Annotated in this window: 26 protein-coding genes; 8 read left to right on the forward strand and 18 right to left on the reverse strand. The window is 61.3% G+C overall.

What is annotated here, in order from left to right:
* Nucleotides 1–29 precede the first annotated feature (29 nt).
* From HWX91_RS37600 to HWX91_RS37625, 6 genes are all read right to left on the reverse strand, one after another.
* Entirely contained in the window at nt 30–1262 is a 1233-nt protein-coding gene (locus HWX91_RS37600) for an NAD(P)/FAD-dependent oxidoreductase (protein WP_028195310.1), read from the reverse strand.
* A 101-nt stretch (nt 1263–1363) separates the two neighbouring features.
* Nucleotides 1364–2092, reverse strand: coding sequence for a glutamine ABC transporter ATP-binding protein GlnQ (glnQ, locus tag HWX91_RS37605; protein ID WP_028195309.1), 729 nt, complete (start codon nt 2090–2092; stop codon nt 1364–1366).
* Nucleotides 2089–2745 carry a glutamine ABC transporter permease GlnP gene (glnP, locus tag HWX91_RS37610; protein WP_042274292.1) on the reverse strand — a complete coding sequence of 219 codons (657 nt, stop codon included), beginning with the start codon at nt 2743–2745 and terminating at the stop codon, nt 2089–2091. The genes glnQ and glnP overlap by 4 nt, the downstream gene beginning before the upstream one ends.
* Nucleotides 2746–2809: 64 nt before the next feature.
* Nucleotides 2810–3562, reverse strand: a complete 753-nt coding sequence (gene glnH, locus HWX91_RS37615; protein ID WP_028195307.1) for a glutamine ABC transporter substrate-binding protein GlnH — start codon at nt 3560–3562, stop codon at nt 2810–2812.
* Nucleotides 3563–3814: 252 nt separating this feature from the next.
* Complete coding sequence (locus tag HWX91_RS37620; RefSeq protein WP_028195306.1) at nt 3815–4483, reverse strand: Vgb family protein; 669 nt, start codon at nt 4481–4483, stop codon at nt 3815–3817.
* A 9-nt stretch (nt 4484–4492) separates the two neighbouring features.
* Nucleotides 4493–5713: a hypothetical protein gene (locus HWX91_RS37625; RefSeq protein WP_028195305.1), complete on the reverse strand. Its 1221-nt coding sequence runs from the start codon at nt 5711–5713 to the stop codon at nt 4493–4495.
* 138 nt (nt 5714–5851) lie between these two features.
* Here HWX91_RS37625 and HWX91_RS37630 point away from each other — a divergent pair, with 138 nt between their 5' ends.
* On the forward strand, nt 5852–6619 hold the full coding sequence (locus HWX91_RS37630) for a DUF899 domain-containing protein (RefSeq protein WP_028195304.1): 768 nt from the start codon (nt 5852–5854) through the stop codon (nt 6617–6619).
* Between the two features lie 8 nt (nt 6620–6627).
* On the forward strand, nt 6628–7491 hold the full coding sequence (locus tag HWX91_RS37635; RefSeq protein WP_042274289.1) for a DUF2182 domain-containing protein: 864 nt from the start codon (nt 6628–6630) through the stop codon (nt 7489–7491).
* Between the two features lie 32 nt (nt 7492–7523).
* Here the strand turns inward: HWX91_RS37635 and HWX91_RS37640 are convergent, their stop codons facing one another.
* A complete protein-coding gene (locus HWX91_RS37640; RefSeq protein ID WP_028195302.1) occupies nt 7524–8528 on the reverse strand; it encodes a sterol desaturase family protein in 1005 nt (334 codons plus the stop codon).
* A 48-nt stretch (nt 8529–8576) separates the two neighbouring features.
* Entirely contained in the window at nt 8577–9587 is a 1011-nt protein-coding gene (locus HWX91_RS37645) for a YVTN family beta-propeller repeat protein (protein ID WP_028195301.1), read from the reverse strand.
* A 29-nt stretch (nt 9588–9616) separates the two neighbouring features.
* Here HWX91_RS37645 and HWX91_RS37650 point away from each other — a divergent pair, with 29 nt between their 5' ends.
* Entirely contained in the window at nt 9617–9820 is a 204-nt protein-coding gene (locus tag HWX91_RS37650; RefSeq protein WP_127837988.1) for a hypothetical protein, read from the forward strand.
* A gap of 129 nt (nt 9821–9949) precedes the next feature.
* On the opposite strand, the gene HWX91_RS37655 is transcribed toward HWX91_RS37650, so the two are convergent.
* Both HWX91_RS37655 and HWX91_RS37660 read right to left on the reverse strand, forming a co-directional pair.
* Entirely contained in the window at nt 9950–10285 is a 336-nt protein-coding gene (locus tag HWX91_RS37655) for a TFIIB-type zinc ribbon-containing protein (protein ID WP_028195300.1), read from the reverse strand.
* Between the two features lie 36 nt (nt 10286–10321).
* Nucleotides 10322–11074: a TerC family protein gene (locus tag HWX91_RS37660; RefSeq protein WP_028195299.1), complete on the reverse strand. Its 753-nt coding sequence runs from the start codon at nt 11072–11074 to the stop codon at nt 10322–10324.
* 130 nt (nt 11075–11204) lie between these two features.
* On the opposite strand from HWX91_RS37660, the gene HWX91_RS37665 reads away from it, so the two are divergent.
* The gene (locus tag HWX91_RS37665) at nt 11205–12086 is read left to right on the forward strand and encodes a LysR family transcriptional regulator (protein ID WP_028195298.1); all 882 of its coding nucleotides are present in this window, start codon (nt 11205–11207) and stop codon (nt 12084–12086) included.
* On the opposite strand, the gene HWX91_RS37670 is transcribed toward HWX91_RS37665, so the two are convergent.
* Complete coding sequence (locus tag HWX91_RS37670; RefSeq protein ID WP_028195297.1) at nt 12059–12511, reverse strand: TerB family tellurite resistance protein; 453 nt, start codon at nt 12509–12511, stop codon at nt 12059–12061. The two genes, HWX91_RS37665 and HWX91_RS37670, sit on opposite strands and share 28 nt — an antisense overlap.
* Before the next feature lie 224 nt (nt 12512–12735).
* Here HWX91_RS37670 and HWX91_RS37675 point away from each other — a divergent pair, with 224 nt between their 5' ends.
* The gene (locus HWX91_RS37675; protein ID WP_028195296.1) at nt 12736–13068 is read left to right on the forward strand and encodes a DUF2322 family protein; all 333 of its coding nucleotides are present in this window, start codon (nt 12736–12738) and stop codon (nt 13066–13068) included.
* 20 nt (nt 13069–13088) lie between these two features.
* Here HWX91_RS37675 and HWX91_RS37680 read toward each other — a convergent pair whose 3' ends face one another.
* Nucleotides 13089–14078 carry a zinc-dependent alcohol dehydrogenase family protein gene (locus tag HWX91_RS37680; RefSeq protein WP_028195295.1) on the reverse strand — a complete coding sequence of 330 codons (990 nt, stop codon included), beginning with the start codon at nt 14076–14078 and terminating at the stop codon, nt 13089–13091.
* 104 nt (nt 14079–14182) lie between these two features.
* Between HWX91_RS37680 and HWX91_RS37685 the strand changes: the two genes are divergently transcribed.
* Nucleotides 14183–15091 (forward strand): LysR family transcriptional regulator, encoded by a 909-nt coding sequence (locus tag HWX91_RS37685; RefSeq protein ID WP_028195294.1) that lies wholly within the window; start codon nt 14183–14185, stop codon nt 15089–15091.
* Nucleotides 15092–15118: 27 nt separating this feature from the next.
* Here the strand turns inward: HWX91_RS37685 and HWX91_RS37690 are convergent, their stop codons facing one another.
* On the reverse strand, nt 15119–16030 hold the full coding sequence (locus HWX91_RS37690) for a LysR family transcriptional regulator (protein ID WP_028195293.1): 912 nt from the start codon (nt 16028–16030) through the stop codon (nt 15119–15121).
* 116 nt (nt 16031–16146) lie between these two features.
* On the opposite strand from HWX91_RS37690, the gene HWX91_RS37695 reads away from it, so the two are divergent.
* Nucleotides 16147–17169: an aldo/keto reductase gene (locus HWX91_RS37695; RefSeq protein WP_028195292.1), complete on the forward strand. Its 1023-nt coding sequence runs from the start codon at nt 16147–16149 to the stop codon at nt 17167–17169.
* A gap of 126 nt (nt 17170–17295) precedes the next feature.
* Here HWX91_RS37695 and HWX91_RS37700 read toward each other — a convergent pair whose 3' ends face one another.
* The 4 genes from HWX91_RS37700 to HWX91_RS37715 form a co-directional block, all read right to left on the reverse strand.
* Nucleotides 17296–18615 carry an MFS transporter gene (locus HWX91_RS37700; protein ID WP_028195291.1) on the reverse strand — a complete coding sequence of 440 codons (1320 nt, stop codon included), beginning with the start codon at nt 18613–18615 and terminating at the stop codon, nt 17296–17298.
* Nucleotides 18616–18637: 22 nt separating this feature from the next.
* Complete coding sequence (locus HWX91_RS37705) at nt 18638–19402, reverse strand: enoyl-CoA hydratase (RefSeq protein WP_028195290.1); 765 nt, start codon at nt 19400–19402, stop codon at nt 18638–18640.
* Complete coding sequence (locus HWX91_RS37710) at nt 19399–20565, reverse strand: CaiB/BaiF CoA transferase family protein (protein WP_028195289.1); 1167 nt, start codon at nt 20563–20565, stop codon at nt 19399–19401. The genes HWX91_RS37705 and HWX91_RS37710 overlap by 4 nt, the downstream gene beginning before the upstream one ends.
* A gap of 168 nt (nt 20566–20733) precedes the next feature.
* On the reverse strand, nt 20734–21624 hold the full coding sequence (locus HWX91_RS37715) for a LysR family transcriptional regulator (RefSeq protein WP_028195288.1): 891 nt from the start codon (nt 21622–21624) through the stop codon (nt 20734–20736).
* A 947-nt stretch (nt 21625–22571) separates the two neighbouring features.
* Here HWX91_RS37715 and HWX91_RS37720 point away from each other — a divergent pair.
* Nucleotides 22572–24131, forward strand: coding sequence for a hypothetical protein (locus HWX91_RS37720; RefSeq protein WP_028195286.1), 1560 nt, complete (start codon nt 22572–22574; stop codon nt 24129–24131).
* A 105-nt stretch (nt 24132–24236) separates the two neighbouring features.
* Here HWX91_RS37720 and HWX91_RS37725 read toward each other — a convergent pair whose 3' ends face one another.
* Nucleotides 24237–25169: a glycoside hydrolase family protein gene (locus HWX91_RS37725; RefSeq protein ID WP_127837989.1), complete on the reverse strand. Its 933-nt coding sequence runs from the start codon at nt 25167–25169 to the stop codon at nt 24237–24239.
* Between the last annotated feature and the right edge of the window lie 97 nt (nt 25170–25266).

Below are 25266 nucleotides of genomic sequence, written 5' to 3' on the forward strand. Positions count from 1 at the left end.
AACGGATCAAACGGTGGAGCGAATCGGCTTTAGAACCGCTCCACCCTGAACGGCCGCGTGTCCACGAGCGTTTCCTCGTGGGTCATCATCTCGGCGATCAGCCGGCCCGTGACGGGGCCAAGCGTCAGCCCATGGTGCGCATGGCCGAACGCGAACCACAGGTCCTTGTAATTTCCGGCGGGTCCGATGATCGGCATCATGTCGGGCGTGCAGGGACGCCGTCCCATCCACGCCTCGTTGTCGAGGCGCTCGCCCAATGGAAACAGCGTGCGCGCAACCGGTTCGACCGCGGCGAGTTGCGTGGGTGTTTTAGGCGCGTCGCAGTGCGCGATTTCCGCACCCGTGGTCAAACGGATGCCTTTTGCCATGGGTGCCAGCACGTAGCCCTTCTCGACGTCCAGAACCGGATGATTCAGACGGGCTGCCCCCTGTGGCGCATAGTGCATGTGGTACCCGCGTTTGACGGCGAGCGGCAAGCGATAGCCGAGCCGCGCGCTCACACGATCCGACCACGGTCCCAACGCGACGACCGCCGATGAAGCGGTGATGGTTCCGTCTTGCGTGTCGACCGTCCAACTTTCACGAAACGAGTCCGCGTCACCGATGAAGAAGCGTCCGCCGAGCGCTTCGAAATACTTTGCGTAGGCGGTGACCAGCGCGTTGGGGTCGCTTACGGATTCGGACTCCGTATAACGCAGGCCGCCTAACAAGGTCTTGTCGAGATCGGGCTCCTTCTGTTGCAGCCGGCCCGCATCCAGCGCTTCGAATTCGACGCCATATTCCCGGTGCCACTGTTCGGCATGCCGGATTTCTTCGTCCCACACGGGCGCCGTGCGGAACACCTTGATCCAGCCGGTTGGGCGCAATAACGCGCTCGCGCCGGCCTCGGCCGCCAGCGCGCGGTGTTCGTCCACGCAATGCTCGATCAGTGTGGCGTACGACCTCGCGATAGCCGCGTGTTTTGCCGGATGAGAATTGCGCCAGTATTGCCAAAGAAAGGGCGCGGTCTTGAGTATGGCGTCAGCATGGTAGCGAACGTCCGGCGACTGGTTGCGCGCGTACCGAAGCAAGGTGCCGAGGTCGCGCGGAAACGCGTACGGATACACGCCTTCACGCTGGATCAGCCCGGCATTGCCGAACGACGTTTCGTTGCCGGGCTGCTTGCGGTCGACCAGTGCGACCTGACGGCCGCGTTTCTGAAGATGCACCGCCACCGACACGCCGACAATGCCCGCGCCGAGCACGACTGTATCGAATTTCATGGTGGTCATTGCAGAGGCTCGATCGTGTAGGGCATCGACCCATCGTCACATAATGGCGATGGGTTGGCAAGCCGATGCCAGGATCCGAGGCACGCAATGAGCTAAGCCACATGCTGCAAAAAGTCCTTCAAGCGCTGCGTAGGCGGATTGTCGATCAGCGCCGCCGGCTCGCCGTCCTCCGCAATCCCCCCGTTGTCCATGAACAGCAGACGTGTCCCTACCCGCTTCGCGAAGCCGATCTCGTGTGTGACGACGATCATCGTCATGCCTTCAGTCGCGAGATCCTGCATGACCTTGAGCACTTCGTGACGAAGCTCGGGGTCGAGCGCGGACGTCGGCTCGTCGAAGAGCATCAGCTTGGGCTTGATGGCAAGCGCCCGCGCGATCGCAACACGCTGCTGTTGTCCACCGGACAATTCCGACGGATAGTGATTGGCCCGCGATTCGAGACCGACTTTGTCGAGCAGCGCCATCGCCTGGTCACGCGCTTCGGCACGCGTTGCTGCACGGACCTGAATGGGTCCGAACATCACATTCTCGAGCGCGGTCATCTGCGGAAACAGGTTGAACTGCTGAAACACCATGCCGGCTTCGAGGCGAATCGTGCGGATGTCCGATGCATTGCCTTTGACGCTCAGGCCGTCGACGAGCAGCTCGCCGCCACTAATCTTTTCGAGCGCATTGATACAGCGAAGCAGGGTCGATTTGCCGGAGCCCGAAGGCCCGACGATCACCACGACTTCTCCGTTCTCGATACGAAGATCGATGTCCTTGAGCACGGGCACGTGGCCGAAGCTCTTCGAGACACTCTGGAATTCGACCATACTCATAGGATGCGCATCCTTCTTTCGACGAGACGCAACGACAGCGTCATCACACCCGTCAGGACCAGGTAAATCACCGCGACGGCCGACCAGATTTCGACCGCACGAAAATTTCCGGCGATGATTTCCTGGCCCTGGCGCGTCAGTTCGCCTACGCCGATGACGATAAAGAGCGACGTATCCTTCAGACTCACAATGCACTGATTGCCCAATGGCGGAATCAGCCGGCGGAACGCCAGCGGCCCGACGATTTTCAGCAACACCCGCGGCATCGACAATCCCATGGCGAGACCGGCCTCCATCAAGCCTTTCGGAATGGACAGCAAAGCCCCGCGTACAACTTCGGCAAGGTAGGCGCCCGAGTTCACCGTGATCGCGATGATGGCGGCGGTGAGTCCGTCGATCCGGATATGCGCGAGCAGCGGCAGCGCGAAGTAAAGAAACATTACCTGAACCACAATCGGCGTACCGCGAATGAGTTCAATGTAGACCTGCGCGACGACGTTAAGCGCGAGCGGACCGTACGCGCGGAACATGCCGGCGATGACGCCGACCACGAACCCGCCGGCCAGTCCCACGAACGCAATGAACACCGTCAGTTTCACGCCGGCCATCAAGTCCGGAAGTGCAGTCCAGATAACTGACCAATCGAATTCCACACACCGCTCCTGGTTGAGTCGTCCCGCGCGCAGCGGGCTTCGCTGCGCGTCCTGCCAATGACGCTTACGACTTGGGCGGCTCCGAGCCGAACCATTTCTTGTACAGCGTCGCGTAGCGGCCGTCCGCTTTCATCCTGCTCAACTCCTGATTGACCTTGGCGACGAGCGGGCTGCCCTTCGGAAAACCGATGCCGTACTTGTCGCCGCTGACCGGTGTGCCGGCGACCTTTACCTTGCCTTTGCCGGCGGTGCTGACGAAATAGAGCACGTTCGGTGTGTCGTGCATGGCGGCGCCCACCCGGCCGGCCTCCAGCGCAAGATACGCCTGGTCGATGTTCGGGAACTGACGGATTTCCTTGGGTTTCAGATGCGCCTTGATCCAGTCGATGGTGGCCGTGCCGGTTTTGGCCGCGATCACCTTGCCGTTCAGGTCGTCGATCGACTGGATGCTGGTGTTGCCGGTCTGCACCATCGCGGCCAGGCCGCTGTCGTAGTACGGATCGGAGAAGTCGATCGCCTTCTTGCGTTCTTCCTTGATCGTCATGCCGGAGAGCGCAACGTCGATGTTCTGCGTTTGCAGAGCGGGAATCAGGCCGGCGAAATCCATCGGCTGAATCTTGTAGGTCCAGCCCTGATCTTTGGCGATTTCCGCCCACAGGTCCAGATCGAAACCAACGTACTTGTCGCCCTGCTTGAATTCGAAGGGCATGAACGATGTGTCGGTGCCGACAACGAGTTCCTTGTTGTCAGCGTGGGCGAGGGTTGTGCCGAGCATGGCGACAGCAACCATAGACATGAGGAAGGAGCGACGTCCCATAAATTCTCCGCGGTGGTGGGCAATGCCCCTGACAGCGTCAAGGGGCGGCTGACTAACACCGGGTGGCGTCGCAACATGCGATGCGCAACCCGCCTATGTGGCAACATGTGTTGTCAAGGCGGATAGTACGACAACAAAAAGTTTGGCAACAGCTATTTCTGTTGATGGAAACCCTGGATTGGCAACGTTTGTTGTTTATCGGCTGGCGTGTCGATCCGGGCGTTGTGCCAGGTGGCGCACTGTCTGCTTCGCTTATTCGTCCACAGACTCGGCGGGAAGCTCGGCGCCTCGTGCGGGCCGACGTACCGCGCGCACTTTCCCGCTGGTTGCGCCGCCGCAGAAGAACTGATCGCCGCCATCGGCTTCGAGTCCCGACACGTAGACGCCCGGCGGCATCTCGAGGCTTTCCAGCACTTCGCCGGTACCAGGATCGATTCGCCTCAACTCGCTCGCGTCGTCTTCCCAGGTGCCGTGCCAGAGTTCCCCGTCGCTCCAGGTGACGCCGGTGACGAAGCGGTTGGATTCGATGGTGCGAAGAATTTCCCCGGTTTGGGGATCGACCTGATGAATCCGCCGGTCGCGATAGCGTCCCACCCAGAGCGATCCTTCGGCCCACGCGAGCCCTGAATTGCCGCCACCGCCGGGCGCCGGGATCGTATCCAGCACGCGGCCGCTAACCGGATCGATTTTCTGGATGCGTTCGTCGGCGAGCTGAAACAGGTGCTGGCCGTCGAAGGCCGTGCCGGCCCGCGCGACCACGTCGATCGTGCGCAGCATGGCTCCGCTCGCCGGATCGAAAGCGTTCAGCTTGTCGCCGCTCGCGATCCAGACGTGTTGCCCGTCGAAGGTCACGCCATGTACGGCGTCGACGCCCGGAAAGGGTCCATATTCACGGACGATATTGGCGGCTGATCGTTTCATGGCTGCATCCTAATCAATCGGCAGAGACGCGGGGAGTAACAAAGTCGTCGTGAATCCGGGCATGGGCGGCGTCATCCAGCGCCGCGCCCGCCCGCGGCCGAACGACTGCACCTTGCCGGCGGCCGCCAGCGTGTCGAGTGCGCGCTGCATGGTGCGCTGGCTGGTATCCAGCGCAATCGCGAGCGCCGAGCTCGACCACGCCTCACCGTCGGCGAGGAACGCGAGCACCATGGCGTGCGGCTCTTCCACCGGCCGCGCGAGTACGACGACCTCGCGCGCGCCGTGCGGCGCGAGCGCAAAGCCCTGCCTCGTTGCGCTGATGCCGGCCAGTGGCCCGAGCAAGGCGCGCAGCCGCCCGACTTCGACGCGCAATCGCGCACGATGCGTTTCATCGGCGTGCTTCGTCCGGAATGCTCGCGCGATAAGCGCGTCCCTCGGTACGTCTTCAGGCCATGCTTCGGCCAGGGTACGTGCCAGCGTGAACAGCACCGGACGCCTCGCGAGCGGTACGACGATGTTGGCTTCACGTACGACGTATCTGCACGCGTCCACAACGAGCGCCTTCGACGTCAGCAACGCTTCGACTTCCTCGAGCAGCAGGGGCCGTTCCTCGCCATGCGCGACCAGCCGCGCTGCGGGCGTGTTCAGCAGGAGGCGGGCGCTGTCGACTTCCGCCGTCAGCGACGGGATGCCGGCCTGACGGGCGGCGCGTTCAGCTTCGGCGAGCGCGGCGCGCGCCTGTTTCGTCTGGAGGCGGCGCATTGCGATTCCCGCGACGACCAGCTCGTGAGCGGCGCGCGGCGCGGGTGGGAAGGGCGTGGGGTCGAGCCTCGCGAGCAAACGCTCGGCCTCGTCGAGGCGGCCGATCAGGAGCAGGCGCCGGACTTCGAGATACCGCGCATGCGCGGCATTCAGCCGGTCGCCGTGGGCTTCGAGCGTTGCCCGCGCGGCGTCGAGCGCCTTGGCGGGCCAGCCCAGATCGCGTGAGGCGAGCGCGATTTCGGCCTCGGCAACTACACATCTGGCACGGGCTACCGGTTCTTTCGGACCGAAGGCGCGCGCGGCGCTTCGCACCAGCGCCTTTGCTCGAACGAGATCGCCGAGCTGTGCCATCGCGATGCCGCGCAGTGCGAGCGCGGCTGCGTCGTCGCGCAAGGCGACCCGGTTCAATGCGCCGAGCGGGTCGCCTGCCGCCAGCGCCCGCGCCGCCGCCGTTACTAGCGCGTCCATGGTGTCATGGTCTATCTGAATCCCGCCACACTTGTCACTCCCACCGTCCGGGTGCCCGTGACTAATCTAGCACGACCACCAACCACTACGTCGTATCGACAATCAGGCGAGCGACGCAGGACGCCCAAGGAGGCAAGCATGACTACGACACATACGACCGGAACGCGTGACGCATGGCTGGCCGCACGGCTCGAACTGCTCAAGGCGGAGAAGGCGCTCACACGGCAGAGCGATGCGGTGGCGCAACAACGGCAGGCGCTGCCCTGGGTGCGCATCGACAAGCAGTACCGGTTCGAAACCGATGCGGGCAGCGCTTCGCTGGCGGACCTCTTTAAAGGACGCTCGCAGCTTCTGGTCTATCACTTCATGTTTGGGCCTGACTACAAGGCGGGATGTCCGTCATGTTCGTCGATCGCGGATGGCTTCGACGGCGTCGCGGTTCATCTGGCGAATCACGACGTCACCTTGTCGGCGGTGTCGCGGGCGCCGTTCGAGAAGCTGCAGGCGTATCAGCGCCGGATGGGGTGGACGTTCCCCTGGGCGTCTTCGCACGGCAGCGACTTCAACTTCGACTTCAACATCGCGTTTACCGAGGCGCAACAGCGTGAAGGGAGCATTGAGTACAACTATGAGCGCGGCGCCCACGCGATGGACGCGGCGCAGATTCCCGAGCCCGTCGCCCAGTTCGCGGCGACCTGCGGCACCGACGCGGCGACGTACACGCGCGACCGGCCGGGTTTGAGTGCGTTCGTTCTCGAAGACGGCGTGGTCTATCACACGTATTCCACCTATGCGCGAGGCGTGGACGGCATCTGGCCGATGTATCAGTGGCTCGACCGCGCGCCGAAGGGGCGCAACGAGACGGGCGTCTGGTGGAAGCGCCACGACGAGTACGAGACGCGCTGAGCCCTGCGATGGAACAGGTGAGCGCGAGCGCAGGCCGGCGAATATCGCGGCGCCCGAGCGAGACCCCCGTTTCGCAGCGGGCGTTCCTGGGCGTCTCGGCGCTGCTGTTCGCCGTCAGCGCGACGGTGACGGCGGTGAGCGCCGCGTCGATGTCGGCAATGGGCGGCATGCCGATGCCAGGCGGCTGGACAATGTCGGCGGCATGGATGCGAATGTGTGGACAGACGTGGCCTGGACTCGCGGCGTCGTTTGTCGGCATGTGGATCGTAATGATGGTCGCGATGATGCTGCCGTCGCTCGTCCCCATGCTGTGGCGCTATCGCCTCGCCGTCAGCGCAATCGGTGAGACGCGCGTCGGCCGTCTGACGCTGCTGGTGGGCGCGGGGTATTTCTTCGTATGGAGCGCGCTTGGTGTGGCCGTATTTCCGCTCGGCGTTGCGCTTGCGGCGCTCGAAACGGAACTGCCGGCGCTGGCGCGCGTCGTTCCGCTTGCGGCCGGTGTAATTGTGCTGATCGCCGGCGCGTTGCAGTTCACGGCGTGGAAGGCACGCCGTCTTGCCTGTTGCCGTACGCCGCCGGGGTGCGGCCAGATGCTGCCGGGACGGTGCGGCTTGCCCGCTCTGCCCGTGGATGCCGCCACGGCGTGGCGGCACGGCTTGCGTCTCGGCCTCCACTGCAGTTCCTGCTGTGCCGGGCTGACCATGGTCCTTCTGGTGGCCGGGATGATGGATTTGCGGGTGATGGCGGCCGTGACGGCGGCGATCACCGTCGAACGCGTTGCCCCACATGGCGAGCGCGCGGCGCGCGTCATCGGGGCCGGGATCGTCGGCGCAGGCGGGTTGCTAATCGCGCGGGCCGTGGGCCTGGGGTGAGGCGCCCCAGGCTTCACAGCGAGCGATGTCGCTCAGTCTGTCACGCCACCGTAGGAGCGTTGGCCCCGCAGACGCATGGCGATGCGGCCAAACGCGCGCCATTGCTGGGCGATCAAGCCGTTGCCGTAGGAGCGCCCGGCGCCGTGCGGTGCCGGCAACTGGTCGCGAATGCCGGTCGGCTCGACGGTGCGGTCCCACGACGCGGTCTTGAACATCATGTCCCACCACGGAAACAGCACGCCGAAGTTGCAGCCGTAGCGCGTGCCTTCATGGCCGTAGCCGATCGCATGATGACGCCGGTGAAAAATCGGGCTGACGATCGTGCGTTCGAGCAGCCACCCATACGGCAAACGCGCGTTCACGTGCTGCACGCTCTGCATGAAGTTGCCGACGGCGACCAGCACCACGAACTGGGTCGGCTGTACGCCGATGAAGAGCGAGATCGCGGCGAAGAACGCCGCCTGGATGATGTCGTCGAGAAAGTGATTGCGGTCGTCGGCCCACAACGACATCTGCTGCTGGCTATGATGCACCGCGTGCAGTTCCCACCACACGCCGAAGCGGTGCTGCCAGCGGTGATACCAGTAGCCGAAGAAATCGAGCGCGATCAGATAGATCAGGAACGACACGACCGGTTGATCGGTGACGCCCGGCCACAAGCCGTCGATGTCGATGTTCGGCACGTTGTAGATCGCCATCAGGCTCTGCCAATGATTGAACAATGGTTGCAGCATGAAGAAGAACGCGATATTGATGATGCCGAGCTTGGCAATCCACGTGTAGATCACATCGGCGCGCAGCGCTTTGCGATCCGACCATGTCTCGATGGGCCGCAGCGCTTCCAGCGGCCGCAAGGCGATATACGTGATCAGTATTTCCAGCACACCGATGATCACCCAGTAGAGCGCGTCGTAGGTGTCCTCGTCGTAGCCCATCAGGCCGAAGCGATAGAACAACGGCTGCACCACGTCGACGTACAGAAGTGTCTGCAACGCCGAGACGCCATTGTCGAGTTGCGCGACGATCTCGTGAATCATCGAAAACCTCTTGAAATTGCGAATGCTGTCATCAAAACGAAAGCCTGCTCAGTCTGGATTGGGCGCGTACACGGGGGCACGGTTGGCAAAATACAAACCATGCGGTGAGCGTCCGACAGCGATTGTGTCGATAAGTTTATGCGTTGTCAGATCGATGATGCCGACATGTCGCGCAAAACGGAATGTGACCCACAGATAGCGATGATCCGCGGAAAGTTCCATGTCGTCGGGTCCGGGCATAAGTCCGGTGATGTCGGCGGTTTTCGTCAGCGTGTTGTAATCGAGAATACTGATCGTACTTTCCACGCGGTTCGTGACCGCCACGTGATGGCCGTCGTCGAGGTTGCGGAAGTTGTGCGCGCCGCGCCCCGTCTGGATTTTCTTCACGACTTGCTGCTTGTGCCAATCCACCACGGCGACGTCGTCTTCGCCCGTCATGCCGATCAACAGATAGCGGTCGCCCGGCGTCATCCAGAGGCCGGCGGGCGTATTGCCGACATGCAGTTTCCATAGCACCGATTGCGTCGCCAGATCGATCGCGGCCACTTCGCCGGTGTCTTGCAGCGTGACGAACACGATCTTGCTATCGGACGAGAACGTCATATGGCTCGGCGTTTTCGAAAGCGGGACGCGTTTGGCGAGCGTCATGTTCTGGCCGTCATAGTGATACACATCGATGCGATCCAGCCGCAGGCCGGCGGTGACGAACCATTTGTGGTCGGGCGAGAAACCGAGCTGATAGGGATCTTCGATATCTTCGACCTTGCGCTGCACGCGGCCGGTGTGCGGATCGAGAAACATCAGATCGTTCGAAATCGAATCGGCGACGATCAGCGAGTGACCGTCCGGCGTAATCATCAGATGATGCGGTTCCTTGCCGGTCGGCTCCGTGCCGATGACCTTGTGCGTCGCCGGATCGACCAGCGTCAGTTGGGCTTCGCCGGAGTCGAGCACGATCACGTTGTCGGCTGCATGAGCCGGCATCGCGATGCTGAGCGCGCAATAAGCGAGCGCGGCAAGCACGCCGGTTTTTTTGATCGAAACGAATGAAATTGGCATCTGAAGGATAAACGGGCAGGCAAAACAATTTGGGGAAGCATCAAGGCAGTGTGCGCGAGGAGATTGAGCGCGTGCGCGCCGCGCTCAAACCGCCAATGCTGAGCGTTACTGGTGATGGGTTGGTGCGCCGGTTGTTGCCGCTAGGTAACTGCTGCTACAACTGTGCCGCCTTAAATGCGTTAACGCGGCAGATCGCCCGGCCGATGACACGCGGCGCGTTGTTATTTGTCTGAAGGGTTTGGCGTTGGCATGAGGCCACGTCAGCAGAGATCGAGAAGGAAAAACTGAAAGGGCGCGGCTGCTGGATCAGCACGCGCCCTTTCATTCGATACAGCCGCGGGTCCGAATAGTCGCGGACACGTTCAGTCGAAATCGAACATGTCGAACAGCGAGCGCTTTTTCTTGTGTCCCCGATAGTCCGTGCGGTGACTGTCATACGAGCGGTTGTTGTCATACCCACGATTGCGGTCGTAGCCATGCTCGCTGTTGTGTGAACGGTCGCGATCGTGGTGATCGTTCCGGCTCGGGGGTGCGGCGGCGCTCACCGGCGCTTCGTTGCTGCCGGCATCCTGCGCGATCAGCTTGTCGAGTTCGCCGCGATCGAGCCAGACGCCGCGGCAGACCGGGCAGTAATCGATTTCGATCGAGCGTCGCTCGGTCATCAGCAAGTCAGCGGTCTTGCAAACAGGACATTTCATTTCGTTGCTCCTTAAGGATAAAAAGTCGGTGGACGCTCATCGCTCGACGCTAAGCGCCTGCTTCGATTTCGCCCGACGCACGAGCATGTTCAATGCTTCGACAAACGCGGAGAACGCCATGGCCGCGTAGATGTAAGCCTTCGGCACGTGGGTGCCGAAACCTTCGGCGATGAGCGTCATGCCGATCACCAGCAGGAAGCCGAGTGCGAGCATCACGATGGTCGGATTCCGGTCGATAAAGCGCGACAGCGGGTTGGCCGCGAACAGCATCACGGTGACCGCGGCGATCACGGCAATGAACATGATCGGCATGTGTTCGGTCATGCCGACCGCCGTGATGATGCTGTCGACCGAAAACACGATATCGAGCACGAGGATCTGTCCGATCGCGGCCACTGCGGTCAATTGCACGGTCGTGCTTGCCTTGTCGCGAACCTCCTCGGCATGGACGACGTTCTGGTGAATCTCACTCGTCGCCTTCCAGACAAGGAACAGGCCGCCGCCAAGCAGGATCAGGTCGCGCCACGAAAACGCGTGGCCGAGCAACGTCACAGCAGGCGCGGTCAGCTGCGCGATCCACGCGACGGTGCCGAGCAGGCCGAGCCGCAACACGAGCGCGAGCATGATGCCGAGGCGCTGGGTACGCGCGCGCTGGGCTTCCGGCAGCTTGTTGCTGAGGATCGAGATAAAGATCAGGTTGTCGATGCCGAGCACGATTTCCATCACGACCAGCGTGAGAAGCGCAGCCCATGCGGCGGGGTCGGCAGCGAGAATGAGTAAGGAATCCATGGGGTCCGTAAGTAATGAATGACGAGTGACGGGCAACTTCGGTATGTCGCTATCATCGCCGTCTTCATGGTTCGGATAAATCAGTGATAATCTGATCGATATATCGGTTTTTTCGAACTATTTCCTGCCCATGCTCAACTATCGCCATCTGTACTACTTCTGGATCGTCGTGAAAGAGGGCGGCTTCGCGCGTGCGGCCGAGCGCCTCGATATGGCGGTGCAGACGATCAGCGCACAGGTGCGCGAGCTGGAAAAATCGATCGGTCGCCAGTTGCTGAAGCCGGCCGGGCGCGGCGTCACCATGACCGAAGCGGGCGAGGCGGCATTCAATCGCGCGGAGCAGATTTTTCAGATTGGCGAGGCGCTGCTCGACGAGATGCGCGAGACGGGCGGCGAACGCATTGCGCGGCTTGCCGTGGGGCTTTCCGACGGCATCTCCAAGCTCGCGGCGCACGCGCTGCTGGCGCCGGTGCTCGATACGCCGTCGCTCAGGCTGTTATGTCACGAAGGCGAGCACGCGCAACTGTTGTCCGAACTCGCGCTCCATCGGCTCGATCTCGTTCTTGCGTGCCAACCCGCGCCGCACAATGCGGATTTGCGCGTGGTGAGCCAGCGCCTGATCGGCTCGCCGGTCGACTGGTACGGTCCGGCGGCGATTGTCGGCAAAGCCGCCCGTGCCGGCTTTCCGCAGTGCCTCGCCGATGTGCCCGTGCTTCTGCCTACCGGGCACAGCGCGTTGCGCGCGCGGCTCGACCGCTGGTTCGAAGCTACGGGTATCCGGCCGCGGATTGCCGGCGAATTCGAAGACAGCGCGCTGATGGCGGTGTTCGCCGCGCGTGGCCTCGGGGTGTTTCCGCTCGCGGAACTCGGCGCCGGGGACGTCGCGTTGCTGCGCGGACTGCGCCGGCTCGGCCGGGCGGAAGGCGTGGTCGAAGAGATCCACGCGATCCGTTCGCGGCGCGGGCAACATCATGCGCTCGCTTCTCAGGTGGTCGCTGCCGTGCGCGCGTGAGCGCGCGGCGCGCTCAGCAGTGCGACGTGCCGGTTCGTGGGCTGGACCGGCTGAGGTCCCCACGCCCTGAACACGGCGGTGAGCAAGGCGATTTCGCCGTCCGCCAGATAGTTGTCCGCGACCGTGACGGCGAGGCACAGGCGGATCACCTTGCGACGCAAGGCGGTGTCGTCGATCTCGCCGAACAACGTGGTGAGCTGGGCCGCATCGAGCTGGCCGACCGCCGGCGTGTGCGCGACCGACTGGTCTTCGCACATCGTCTGGACAATCTGCGCGAATTGCGCCGGGGCGAGACCCAGCTCGCCGGCGATATCGAGGCTTTCGAGTGCACGCTCTTCCGAGCTGCTGACGTGACCGTCTGAGATGAGCGCCAACGCGACGATACGTGCGGCGGCTTGAGGACTGTTGCGCGGATAGTTACGCATATCGGGGCTCCTTGGCGCGGACAAGGTCCGCAGTGGTGGTGAGCCTCAGTCTGCGTCAGGTTGGGAAACGGATAAATCTGCTAAACCGGGAGCGATAGTTCGAAAAAACCGAAGTTCGCGCGACGCCGGGCCTTGCGGCGCGCCGTGTGTTGAGCGCGATGCGCAGCACCCTATCGGATAAGATACGGCTCGCCGTATTTTTTCGAATAGAAGGAGTGTTTTCAGTGATTCAGCCGAGCAACGTGTTCAAGGACAACCTCGCCCAACTGCCCGCCATTGGTGGCATCGAACGTATCGATCTGCTCGACGGCAAGGGCGCCGTAGTGGCCAGCATCGAGAACAAGCCGGGCAAGCAGGGCTCGCTGGCGGTATACAACTATCTGCAGCAAACCTTCGGCACGCTGGACGCCAAGGCGGCAGAACACGGCCTCGCCGTGTTCGCCGAGCATACGGCCGACGCGCGCAACCGTCCGGGCGCGCACCCGAACGTCGACCATTTGCTGGCGATTGCAGCCGGCGGGGAAGCCTTGCGTATCGAGGTCGTCGCAGCCGGCTGAGCGCGCTGTATCGGCCGGGTTCAAACCGTCACGACAATCTTCCCGAACTGTTGGTTCGACTCCAGAAAGCGATGGGCGTCGACGATCTGGTCGAACGGGAATGTCCTCGCGATGACGGGTTTTAACGCGCCCGAGGCCAATCCGTCGAGGATGAAAGCCTTGGCCGCCGCGAGTCGCGCCAGATCGCCGATGATCTCGTGCACCAGATAGCCGCGCAGCGTCAGCGCCTTGCTCAACACCGTGAATAACGGGAAAGGTGTCGGCTCAGAACTCAAAGCGCCGTACTCCAGCAGGATGCCGCCGTGAGACATGGCGTCCGTGAGCGGCTCGAATATCGGGCCGCCGATTGGGTCCAGCACGACCCTCACACCCTGCGACCCTGCGATTTCCTTCAGGCGGCCCGCCAGGTGTTCCTCCGCGGAAGCGACGACATGGGCGGCGCCCAACTCGAGCAACGCCTGCCGCTTGGCCGAGGTGCGCGTGACCGCAATGGGGGTGGCGCCGACCCGGTTGGCAATCTGTATCGCCGCAAGGCCGACGCTGCTCGACGCCGCGGTCACGGCAACGAAGTCTCCCTTACCCAGTTTGGCGATGTCGATCAACGCACCGTAAGCGGTGAGATATTGCATCCAGACTGCCGCGGCCGCTTCCCAACTGAGCGAAGGCGGATGCTTGACGACAAACCTGGCGGGAAAATTGACCACCTCACCATAAGCGGGCCAGCGCAGCATGGTCGGCGGCGGCACGACGCTGACCGCGTCGCCTGGCGCGAATTCTTGCACGCCTTCCCCGACCCGATCGACGATACCCGCGGCCTCGTACCCAAGACCGGAAGGCAGCGTAGGCGTTTCGATGTAATTGCCCGCGCGCAGCATGGCCTCGGCGCGGTTAAGACCCAACGCCTTCACGCGGATCTGAACTTCCCCTTGAGGGGGCGGTGGAACGGTGACGTCCTCGATGCGTAGAACCTCGGGGCCGCCATGTTGATGAAAGCGAATAACACGTGTCATAGGATTTCAACTCGAAAGTGATTGGAATGAATGAACTATGACGGCGATGCATGACGGGATAAATAGCGTTATAACTAGAACAGTCGAAACCAACAGTTATCAATATGGACCGTCTCACGAGCATGGCCGTGTTCGTCAAAGCTGTCGATTTGGGCTCGTTCGCGGCCGCGGCGGACGCACTCGCCTTATCCGGACCGATGGTCGGCAAGCACGTGCAGTTTCTCGAGGAGCGTCTTGGCGTGCGCCTGATTACCCGCACCACGCGGCGGCAGAGCCTGACGGAGTTCGGCCGCGCCTACTACGAACGCTGCCGGGCCATACTCGCCGAAGCGGATGCGGCGGATGCTCTCGCTGCCGATCAACTGTCCGAACCGCGTGGCAAGCTGCGCGTCTCGATGCCCGTTCACTTCGGGCGGCGCTGTGTGGCGCCGGTCCTGCTGGCATTTGCGCAACGCCATCCGAGGCTGGAGCTGGATCTCTCTTTCAACGACCGTTTAGTCGATCTGGCAGAAGACGACTACGATCTCTCCATCCGGACCGGCGGTCTGGGGGACAAGGCAGGCGTGATCGCGCGTCGCATTGCGCGCCAGCATATGGTGGTCTGTGCCGCACCCGCTTATCTGGCGGCGCACGGGCATCCTCGGCGGATAGAAGAACTCAGCACGCATCAGGCGATTATTTACAGGCGCTCGGGGCGTATTCGCCCGTGGCTGTTTCCGTGCGCCGGGAACTCGCCGGTCGAGGTCACTCCGTCAAACAGGTTGCGGTTCGACGATCTCGATGCAATCGCCGACGCGGCGGTGCTCGGGATGGGGCTTGCGTGGCTGCCATACTGGCTCGTTCGCGAGCGCATTCAGACCGGCAGTCTCGTGCGATTGCTGCCGGATCAGCCGGAATATCTCTACGATGTCTACGCGCTCTGGTTGCAAACTCCGCACTTGCCGCTGAAGGTGCGGCTGGCTATCGATGCATTGGCGGAGGCGTTGCCGGGACTCATGCAGTACAACGCGTAGCCCGGCGTATCGCGCCTCGTGTCGCGCCTATGGCTGACTATCCGGGTCGTTGGCGGCGAGAATGAAGTCGACGAATGCCCGCAGCGGCGCCGGCATATGTGCCCGGCTCGGGTAGTACAGAAACGGTCCGCTGAACGATTGACACCATTCGTCGAGTATCGGCACGAGCGTGCCTTGTTCGATTGCCGGCCGCAGAAACTCATCGAACGAATAGACGATCCCCAATCCGTCGATGGCCGCGCCTCTTTGCAATTCGATCACGGAGGCGATCATCGGCCCGTTTGGCTCGATCCGCACAACCTCGTCGCCCCGTTTGAATTCCCAGGTCGCGAGTACGCCGCTGTCGAAGCGGTGGCCGATACATGCGTGGTTCAGCAGTTCGCCCGGATGCCGCGGTACGCCGCGGGCCGCGAGGTAGGCTGGCGAAGCCGCCGCGACGAAATGCTGAACGCGCGGGCCGATCGGCACGGCGATCATGTCGCGCTCGAGGCGTTCGTCGTAGCGGATGCCGGCATCGAAACCCGCGGCGAGGATATCGATGAACGTGTCGTTGGTCCCGACATCCACCGTGATGCCCGGGTGAGCGGCAAGGAAGCGGGACAGGAGCGCGGGCAGGATTTCTCTCGCCGCGATCGACGGAACGTTTAACCGCAACGTTCCGGTAGGACTCTCGCGAAAGAGATTCACCGCATCCAGCGCGATGGCGATTTCCCCGAACGCCGGCGCGAGCCGTTCGAACAGACGCTGACCGGCTTCCGTGGGTGTGACGCTGCGCGTCGTGCGGTTGAGCAGTCTGACGCCGAGCTGCTGTTCAAGCCTTCGAACCGCTTCGCTAAGCGAGGAGGCCGACACGCCGCTGGTCAGCGCGGCATGGCGAAATCCGCGGGCCCGCGTGACGGCGACGAAAGCTTTCAAATCGGAAAGATCGGGTTCCTGCATTGTTCGCCGTTCCGCACGGGTCATTCAGATTGAAGTGGATTATCGCACGCTGAAATTGGGCCGATACTTCGGGTCGAGCGCCTTTTCTTGCGGCGTCACTTCCAAAGAGGAACGTCATGAAACAACTTCAACTGGGTAAGACGGGGCCGCTAAGCTCGGCGATCGGTCTTGGCTGCATGGGCATGTCAGGCATGTACGGTCCGTCGGACCGCGCCGAAAGCATTGCCACCATCCACGCCGCGCTCGAAGCCGGCATTACGCTGCTCGATACGGGCGATTTCTACGGCTCCGGCCACAACGAAATGCTGATCGGCGAGGCGCTGAAAAGCGCGCCGCCGTCGCGTCGCGACGCGGCGATCGTCAGCGTGAAATTCGGGGCGATGCGCGACCCCGCCGGCGGCTGGTCGCTTTACGACGCACGTCCCGCCGCGGTCAAAAACTTTCTCGCCTATTCGCTGCAGCGGCTGGGCGTGGATCATATCGACATCTACCGTTCCGCGCGGCTCGATCCCAACGTGCCTGTCGAAGATACGGTGGGCGCGATCGCGGACATGATCAAAGCCGGCTATGTACGGCACGTCGGTTTGTCCGAGGTGGGCGCGACGACCATCCGCCGTGCGGCAGCGGTGCATCCGGTGAGCGACTTGCAGATCGAGTACTCGCTGATTTCACGCGGCATTGAAGACGAGATCCTGCCGGTGTGCCGCGAACTCGGGATTGGCGTGACGGCGTATGGCGTGCTGTCCCGCGGTTTGATCAGCGGCCACTGGAGCAAGGAGTCCGCGAGGAAAGGCGATTTTCGCGCGATGAGCCCGCGCTTTCAGGGCGACAACGTCGATCACAATCTCGCATTAGTGGATGCGCTGCGCAAGGTGGCCGATGCCAAAGGCGTTTCGGTTGCGCAGATCGCAATTGCCTGGGTGGCGGCTCAGGGCAACGATATCGTGCCGCTGGTTGGCGCGCGCCGGCGCGATCGCCTTGCCGAAGCGCTGGGGGCGCTTGATGTGACGCTCACCACCGACGATCTGGCTGCGATCGCGCAGGCCGTACCTCTGGGCGCTGCCGCGGGCGAGCGTTACGCAGCGGCACAGATGGCGCATCTCGATAGCGAGCAGGGCAGCCGCGGGCACGCGGGCTGAAGTGTTGCGCGGGGCTTAGCAATCGGATCAGCCACGCGCCGTTGAACGCACGGCGGCGTGGCGTGACCGCGTTGTTTTCACGGATTCGATCTGTCCCGCGAAGGAACGTACCCAGGTATCGGTTCGCTAGTTTTTATCGACGAGCGGAAACACGGCGTCACGGCCCGGAAGTTCCGGCGAAGGCGCCGCCTGTTTGAGCCTCGCGACGAATGGCGCCTCCGGTTTCATCAGGAACGTCATCAGCACGCCGCAGGCCATCACAGCGATGGACAGCAGGAAGGTTACGTTCCAGTTCCCCAGTCGGTCGATCAGATAGCCGGCCACAACCGGACTCACGATCGCCGCGGTGAAGCCGGTGCCGCTCATGATGCCGCTGGCCGTGCCCGAGCGGTCATAGGCGACATCCATCGGAATCGCCCACATGGGTCCAATATTCATTTCATTGAAGAACATCGCGGCGGCGAGAAAAATCAGCGAATACATCGGATCGTGTATCAGCACCACGGGGATCAGCGACAGTCCGGTCAAGGTCATGCAGAATGCGACCAGATAGCTGCGCGCGAGTTTCAGATTGCCAGTACGGCGAAGCAGTTTGTCGCTGATCAGACCGCCCACCAGATCGCCGAATACACCCGCAACGAACACCCCTGACGTGAAGATAACCGCCTTCTTGATGTTCAGATGGAAGCTATGCATGAAGTAGAGCGGCATCCAGTCCAGCATCAACCAGAGAATCCAGTTGTAGCAGAAGTAGACGCCGGAGACCGGCAGCAGGCGGCGATAAAGCCGTGCCCATGTGCCCGGCATTTCTACCGGACGTACCGTCGGTGGCGGCAGGCTGTTGATTTCATCGGCGGTGATACGCGGATGATCTGCCGGTTTCTCGGTGTAAGTCACGTACCACAGCACGAGCCAGCCGAAACTCAGTGCGCCGAGCAGGTAGAACGAGAATCGCCAGTTGAACGCCGTCATGATCGCCAGAACCAGCATTGGCGCCACGGCGTTTCCAAGGCGTGCTGACGAATGCGTAATACCCTGAGCCATGCCGCGCTTGTCCTTTCTCACCCACGAGGCCATCGCGCTGGTGGAGGCGGGGAACGTGGCGCCTTCGCCCAGGCCCAGCAACAGTCGCGCCGCGACGAGCGTTGCGAAGCCGCCTGCGAAACCCGTCAACGTGGTCGCTACCGCCCAGATGAACGCGCAGGCGATCAACGTGCGCTTGGCCCCGAAGCGATCGCTGACCCAACCGCCAATGAACTGGAACAGTACATACGGATAGGCGAATGCCGAAAAGATGAAGCCGAGTTGCGTGTTGCTAAGTCCGAGTTCGGACTTGAATTGCCCGGCGGCCGTGCTGATGTTGACACGGTCGACGTAGGTGATGAAATACATCAGGCACAACATCAGCAGGACCCATGTTGTTGCCTTAGGCTGTAATCGTTTCATGTCTCACTCCACTTTCTTGTGCTTATTTTTTTGACGCGCCTGAGGTGAAAGCCACTACGGCTTCCCTGAAATTGGCGCTGCCGTACACCGCCTCGATCAGATCCTCGTCATCGAGCCGCTGTTCGACGACGATGCGGCGCAGGCTTTCTTTAACGGCCTTCTGCGTGACCGGAGAAAGCGCCATCAGCCGCTGCGCGAGCGTATGAGCGGTTTCCTGTAGCGCGTCTTGCGAGCACACGTCGTAGACATAGCCGCACGCCAGCGCTTCCTCTGCCGTGACGTAGTCGGCGAGCAGCAACATCTTCTTGACTCGCGGCACACCGAGCGCGGCTTGCAGGCGCGCGATATTGCGCGACGACAGCGTGTTGGAGAGCGTCTTCGCGATCGGCGCGCCAAAACGCGAGCCGTCGCTGCAGACGCGGAAATCGCAGGCTGTCGCCAGCGCGAGACCGCCACCTACGGCCCAGCCGTCGATCACGGCGACGGTCGGGACCGCAATGCGTTCGACCGCGTCGATCACGCGCTCGACGAACGCCTCGTAACTCACGCCATCGCGACCGTCGCGGAAGTCCTTGAAATAGGCGATGTCGGTGCCGGAAATGAAGGACTTGCCACCCGCGCCTCTAAACAGAATGCAGCGCACGCCGGGGTTCTGCTCACACTGGGCAACGAGCGCCAGTAGAGATTCGTACATGTCGAGCGTCATTGCGTTGTGACGCTCGGGGCGATCGATCACGATCTCCGCTGCACCGGACGGATAGATCGTGAGTTTGACGGGATCGCTCATGGCGCTGTCCCATTGATCTCGGCAAAGATCTCCTCGTTATGCTCGCCCAGCAGCGGCGGATGACGGCGCACCGTTTGCGGCGTACCGAGCATCTTCACAGGAAAGCCGATGTTCTTGACCTTGCCTTCGTTCGGGTGATCGATCTCCATGCACATCCGCCGGTGCGCGGCATGCTCGCTTTCGAACGCCTCGGGATAGGACAGGATCGGGCTGGCTGGAATGCCGGCGGCGAGCATCGCATCGACCCATGCGTGGCTGTCGCGCTTCGCGAATTCCTGTTCCAGGGTTTCGATCAACGCTTCGCGATTCTTCAGGCGCAGCGACACGCTTGCATAATCCGCGTGCGCGACGAGGTCGGGACGCGCCAGCAGTTCGCACAGTTTCGTCCATAGCTTCTGGTTCGTCGCGCCCATCACGAAGTAGCCGTCCCGCGCCTTCACGGCCTGGTAGGGCGCGCTCATCTTGTTGCTGGTGCCGAGCGGTGTCGGCGGCACGCCGGTGCCCCAATACTCCGACATGTCCCAGATCGAGAAGGCCATGATCGAATCGAACAACGAGGCGTCGATGTGCTGACCCTCGCCCGTTTTTTGTGCGCCGATGTAGGCTGACAGCAGCCCGTAAACGGCAAACAGCGCGCAGCCGATATCCGCTACGGGCACCCCGGCCTTGACCGGTTTGCCGCCCTTGTAACCAGTCACGCTCATCACACCTGACATGGCCTGTGCCATAAGGTCGAAGCCAGGTCGCGACGCCCACGGACCGCTTTGTCCGAAGCCGGAAATACTGACGTAGACGATCTTTGGATTGATTGCCCGGATCGACTCGTAATCGATGGCGAGCCGTTGCACCACGCCCGGGCGGTAGTTTTCGACGATCACGTCGGCCGTTTTTGCGAGCTCGTAGAAGAACTCACGGCCTGCGTCGCTCTTGAGATCCAGCGTTAGCGAACGCTTGTTGCGGTTCATGTTCAGGAAGCCCATGCTGTCGGGCCCCTTCATCTTGAAGCCCATCGCGCCGCGGGTCTGGTCGCCTTCGGGCGGCTCGACCTTGATCACGTCCGCGCCCATGTCGGCCAGCAGCATGCAGGCGAACGGGCCGGCCATGACCTGGCTCACGTCCAGCACGCGGATGCCTTGCAGCGGCAGATGCTTCGATTCCGTCATTTCCGGTTTCCTCTGTAGAAGGTGTGAGTCGAACCGCTCGGCCATCTCGTGCGTGGCCGGCAGGTTTTCTGTCATCACTGTCCGCTACAGACCAGGCTGCCGCAAGAATGCCTGGAGCATGTCTGGTTTCGCGCATTGCGAAACCGGGCCGTGCGTGCCGACCGGAAGCTAAGCCGGTGCGCCGAGAAGCTCGGCCACCACGTTTTGCAGGGTTTGCGCCTGTGCGTGCCCCTCGACGCAGGACAGAACGTAGCTGCGCTGGTGCCAGTCGCCCGTAAGTGCGGCTGACGCCAGCGTCGCTTCGGGATGAAAGCTGCGCAGAACCTCGGGTGGCATCAGGCCTACGCCGAGGCCATGGCGCACCATCGCCAGCATGGTGTCGAAGCCGCTGACGGTGAAGTTATTGGCGAATTGCCGGCCGCGACTGCGGTACGCGCGTTGGACGGCGGACAACACTGCGGAACCTTTGCCGAGACTCACGATAGGCAGATCGAGAATGTCGTCGATCCCGATGGGGGCGTCGGGGAACTGGAAATGCGGGCGGCTGTACACCAGCACCAGTTCGTCCTCTCTATAGGGTGATTTGGCAAGATCGAGGAAGCCGCTTTTCTTTTCGTAAATGCCCACGTCGATCACTTTGTCGCGCAGCAGTTGCTGCACGATCTTGCTGTTCTCCTCCACGATCTTCAGCGAGATCCCCGGATACTTGCGTTGAATTTCTGCAATCTCGCGCGCGAGGAACTGGATCACGACGGCCTTTGGCGCGCCGATGATAATGCGGCCTTCGAGCCCCTGGTTGAGCGCTTGCGCATCGCCTTCGAGGCGATCGATCAGATTGTCGATCTGCCGGACGTATTCCAGCAGCTTGGCACCCGATTCGGTGATCGCCACGCCGTGTGGCACGCGCTGGAACAGTTTGGCGCCGAGTTGCGCTTCGAGGTCCGATACACGCCGTGACGCCGCCGCGACTGCGAGGCTGAGTTTGTCGGCAGCGCGGGAGATGCTGCCTTCTTCAGCGATGGCGAGGATCAGCCGGACAGTGGTCGTATCGAATTTCACGCGGGTCTCCAGTTTTTATTGATGTTGATTGGCGGCGCAAAAGTGCGTGGGGAGAAAGATGTCTTTCTTGGGCTGCCGCGATCTCACTCATCATAAAGGCTGAAATGTATATCGCGACACTCGAATTGCAATTTGAATTTCTCAGTCATTGCGACGAATTAATTGTCGATTTCGTCGAGTGCCCACGGAAGTGACGCCATGATGACACTTCTCAGGAAGCCGGAAGTGTCGCGCGAATCTCACCGCCACGCGTTCTCACGTTCAGATGAGATTCGCATGCGCTCGCTCGAGCGCGTTGTTACCGAAGCGTAAGCGACCACGCGCGCTCAAACGGTGCATCGCCCGCCGACCTGATGCCACCTCCGAATGCATCGCGCAAAATGCGAAGCTTTTCTTGGGGTCGAAGTCGGAAAGATGATGACCATCCAATCCTATGATCATCATGAGAAAGCAGGGATCTTTGCGATGCGCCAAGCTAATAGAAATAATCTTACTATTTGTCCGAAAATTACTATTTTTTGTGGGACCGGACAATCATTCCGGGTACGATTTACCCCAGTCGCGACGAGTGAGTGGAAGAAATTGCGGGTAGCGGAAGAAAGTCTATTCGTCTGATCAAACGTTTGCGCGTTGTGTGGTGGCAGAGTTTTGAGTAGCAGCGAAGTAGCGTTGTCAGGTTGTCTCCCATCGGTTTCTAACGCAGTAGGACGCCGCGTACGCCGGATCGCCACCGCGATCGGTGACGCTCGTCCGCTGGATAGCCGCATCTAATCGAGTCTTGCCTCGGACCGTTTAATCAGGCTTTGAACTGCGCCCGGAATACGCAAGAAGATCTTTTTTCATAATTAGGATCGCGAAGTAAACCGCGTTATCTATAAGCATTCTCTGATTCGAAAACTCTAAAAATCACTATTTATATTTTTATCGACAGTGGAAAATATTCGGCCATGGTAAAACGACGTCAATTTATGAGCGGGCTAGCGGCCCTGGGTGGAAGTTATCTTTTGAGCGCCTGCGGCGGCGGTTCGGAAGACGGTAGCAACGGCACGGCCGTATCCGCTGCCAGCAAGGCAACGGCACACGCAAGTGCTGCATCCGCGAGCGGTACGACAATCCCGCCGGCAGCTTCGATCACCGACAGCAGCGGCGCGGTATGGACACTGTCGGGCGGCGTGCTATATCAGAACGGCGCGGTAGCAGGGGTTAACTACAACGTCGTGCTCGCGCTGTGGATCAACGGCAGCATCTACCACGAAAACGCGAGCGGCCAGTTCTATCAATGGAACGGCTCGGCGTGGGGAAGTTGCATCGATCCGCGTCTGGGCACCGTCTCAGCCGACGGTACCACGCTGCCCTCCGCGCCATACATCCTCGATAAGTCGGGTGCGAAATGGACCCTGGTGAACGGCGTCGTCTATAAAAATGGCGCGGTGGTAGGCGTCAACTACAACGTGTCGCTCGTACTCTGGTACGGCGGCAAGATCTATCACTGCAACACGAGTGGGCACTTCTACGCGAACGCGGAGGTTTCCTCTCAATGGCTGGCCTGTACCGATCCTCGTATCGCCGTCGCGCCGGCTGCGGGTAGCTTCTTTGGTATCAACGGGCACTACGATTACACCTACACGCCGGCGCAACTGGTCACGACGCTCAAGGCGATGGGTTGCACCAGCTATCGTGTTGGCTGCACGTCCGACCCGACCCAGATCAACGCAGTTGCCAAACTGGCGCAAGCTTTCCAGTCGGCGGGGATCAAGCTGCTGGTGTTGATTAACCAGGGGCTTTACGACAGTACTGGCAAGCTCTTCAGCGGCGAATCGACCGCTTACAGCGCAGGCTACTCAGCGGGCTCGGCGGTTGCCCGTGCGCTGATGGGGTACGGCGTGACCATGTACGAGTGCGGTAACGAACTGACGCGCGATGGCGCGATCATTCTGGACTCCACCAACGCAGGAACGAAGGCGGTCGACTTCAATAATGCGAACTGGCCGGTCTTGCGCGGCGTGATGCGCGGCATGATCGACGGGGTGAAGTCGGTTCAGTCTTCCGCGAAGTGCGGCATCAACTTCTGTGTGAACGACGTTGGCGCGTCCGACGCATTGTGGGAGGGTACTCAACCGGACGGAAGCAGCGGTTATCCGGCGGTGCGCTGGGATATCACGACGTGGCACAACTACGAAGTCTACGGCAATATCTTCAACATCGGCACAGACGGCGCAGGTCCTGGCTTCGATCTGCCGACGTATTGCAAAGCGCGCTACGGCGTGCCTTTCATCATCTCCGAGTGGAATACGGGCCCGGAGCAAACGGAGGCTTATCGGGCAAACTACATCACCACGCAACTGGGCCAGTTCTATCCGGCTAGAAAGACTCACAACATCCAGTCTGTGATGTACTACGTGCTTGATAGCGGCAACGAGACGTTCGGCATTATGATGAACGGCTCGCCGATCAACCCGTCGTACAGTGCATTTACGAGCTTCACCTCGGCCAACGCCGACAACTAGGCCGCAAGCGTCGGGTTGCGCAGTGAATCCGGTCTCCTCCTGAATGAGTCGGGGAGACCGGATATCTTTGGTTTTCCCGTTACTCCAACTGGTGCGCGGTAGAGATCACAAAAGCCGATCGATATCAGTCTCATTGAATTGAGCGATGATCGCTTCCGAATCGTTGACACCAAGCCCGACCGCTACGGTTCCATTGTGAACCGCCAGCCCGCAGCAGAATTCCACGCCGTATTGTTTCCAGTAGAACGGTTCGGAAAGCACGGCATTCCAGTTCCGGTCAAAATAAACAAACCGGTGCTTGTAGAGATGCTTTTTCCCTCGACTGCGCTCGTGTACGACGCACAGCCAACCTTCCTTCCATTCGACTAGCTGGGATGATCCCAGCAGGCCCTTCGGCACCTTCAATGGTTTCGTGAGCGATACGGTTGCGCCATATTCGCTGATCTCGACAATGGTCAACGGGTTCATCGTATGTACCGCGTAGAGCTTGCCTTCGGACACGAAAGGCATCCAGTTCTTCTCGCGACTGAAGCCAAATGGCGACTCGATCAGGTAGCTCTCCGCAACACGCTCGCCGGAGATTTTCTGAAGCGCCATCGTGTTAGTGTCACCCGCGTTGCTGCGCGCGCTACCCAGACACCATAAGGATTCCTTCCAGAAGAAGGTTCGCAGATCTTCGAAGCCGTCGCGTGATTTACCCGGTACATTCCTGAACGCCGTGTCTTCCAGAGCATGCATGCGTACAACATTCAGATCGGCGGATAGCTCGCCGATGTAGTTGACGGTGTCGTAGTCTTGACCATGTAACTTCACGCCACCACTTTCCATCAGTTCGTAGTTAACCGAACGAACAACGACGGTGTAGCCGTTTCCGTTAAAGCACAGTGTCGGATTGCACGGGCGGTATTCGCCCGGAATTCTTACTGAAACGAACGTCGGACGCAGAGCATGGAATAGTCGTTCTTCCCGAGGGCGCTCGGTGACGTATCGATACAGAATAGTCCTGAGCCGTCCCGGAACCAGTTGTGAAGTGAGCATTCAGGTTGTTCTCCCGCGCATGGCTTTTGGCTGAGTCTGAAATAGAACGATTCGACGCTGCCTCGACATCGGATTCGTTGAGCGACGTCCCGCTTAA

It is taken from the genome of Paraburkholderia fungorum (assembly GCF_902833645.1).
GTDB lineage: Bacteria > Pseudomonadota > Gammaproteobacteria > Burkholderiales > Burkholderiaceae > Paraburkholderia > Paraburkholderia fungorum.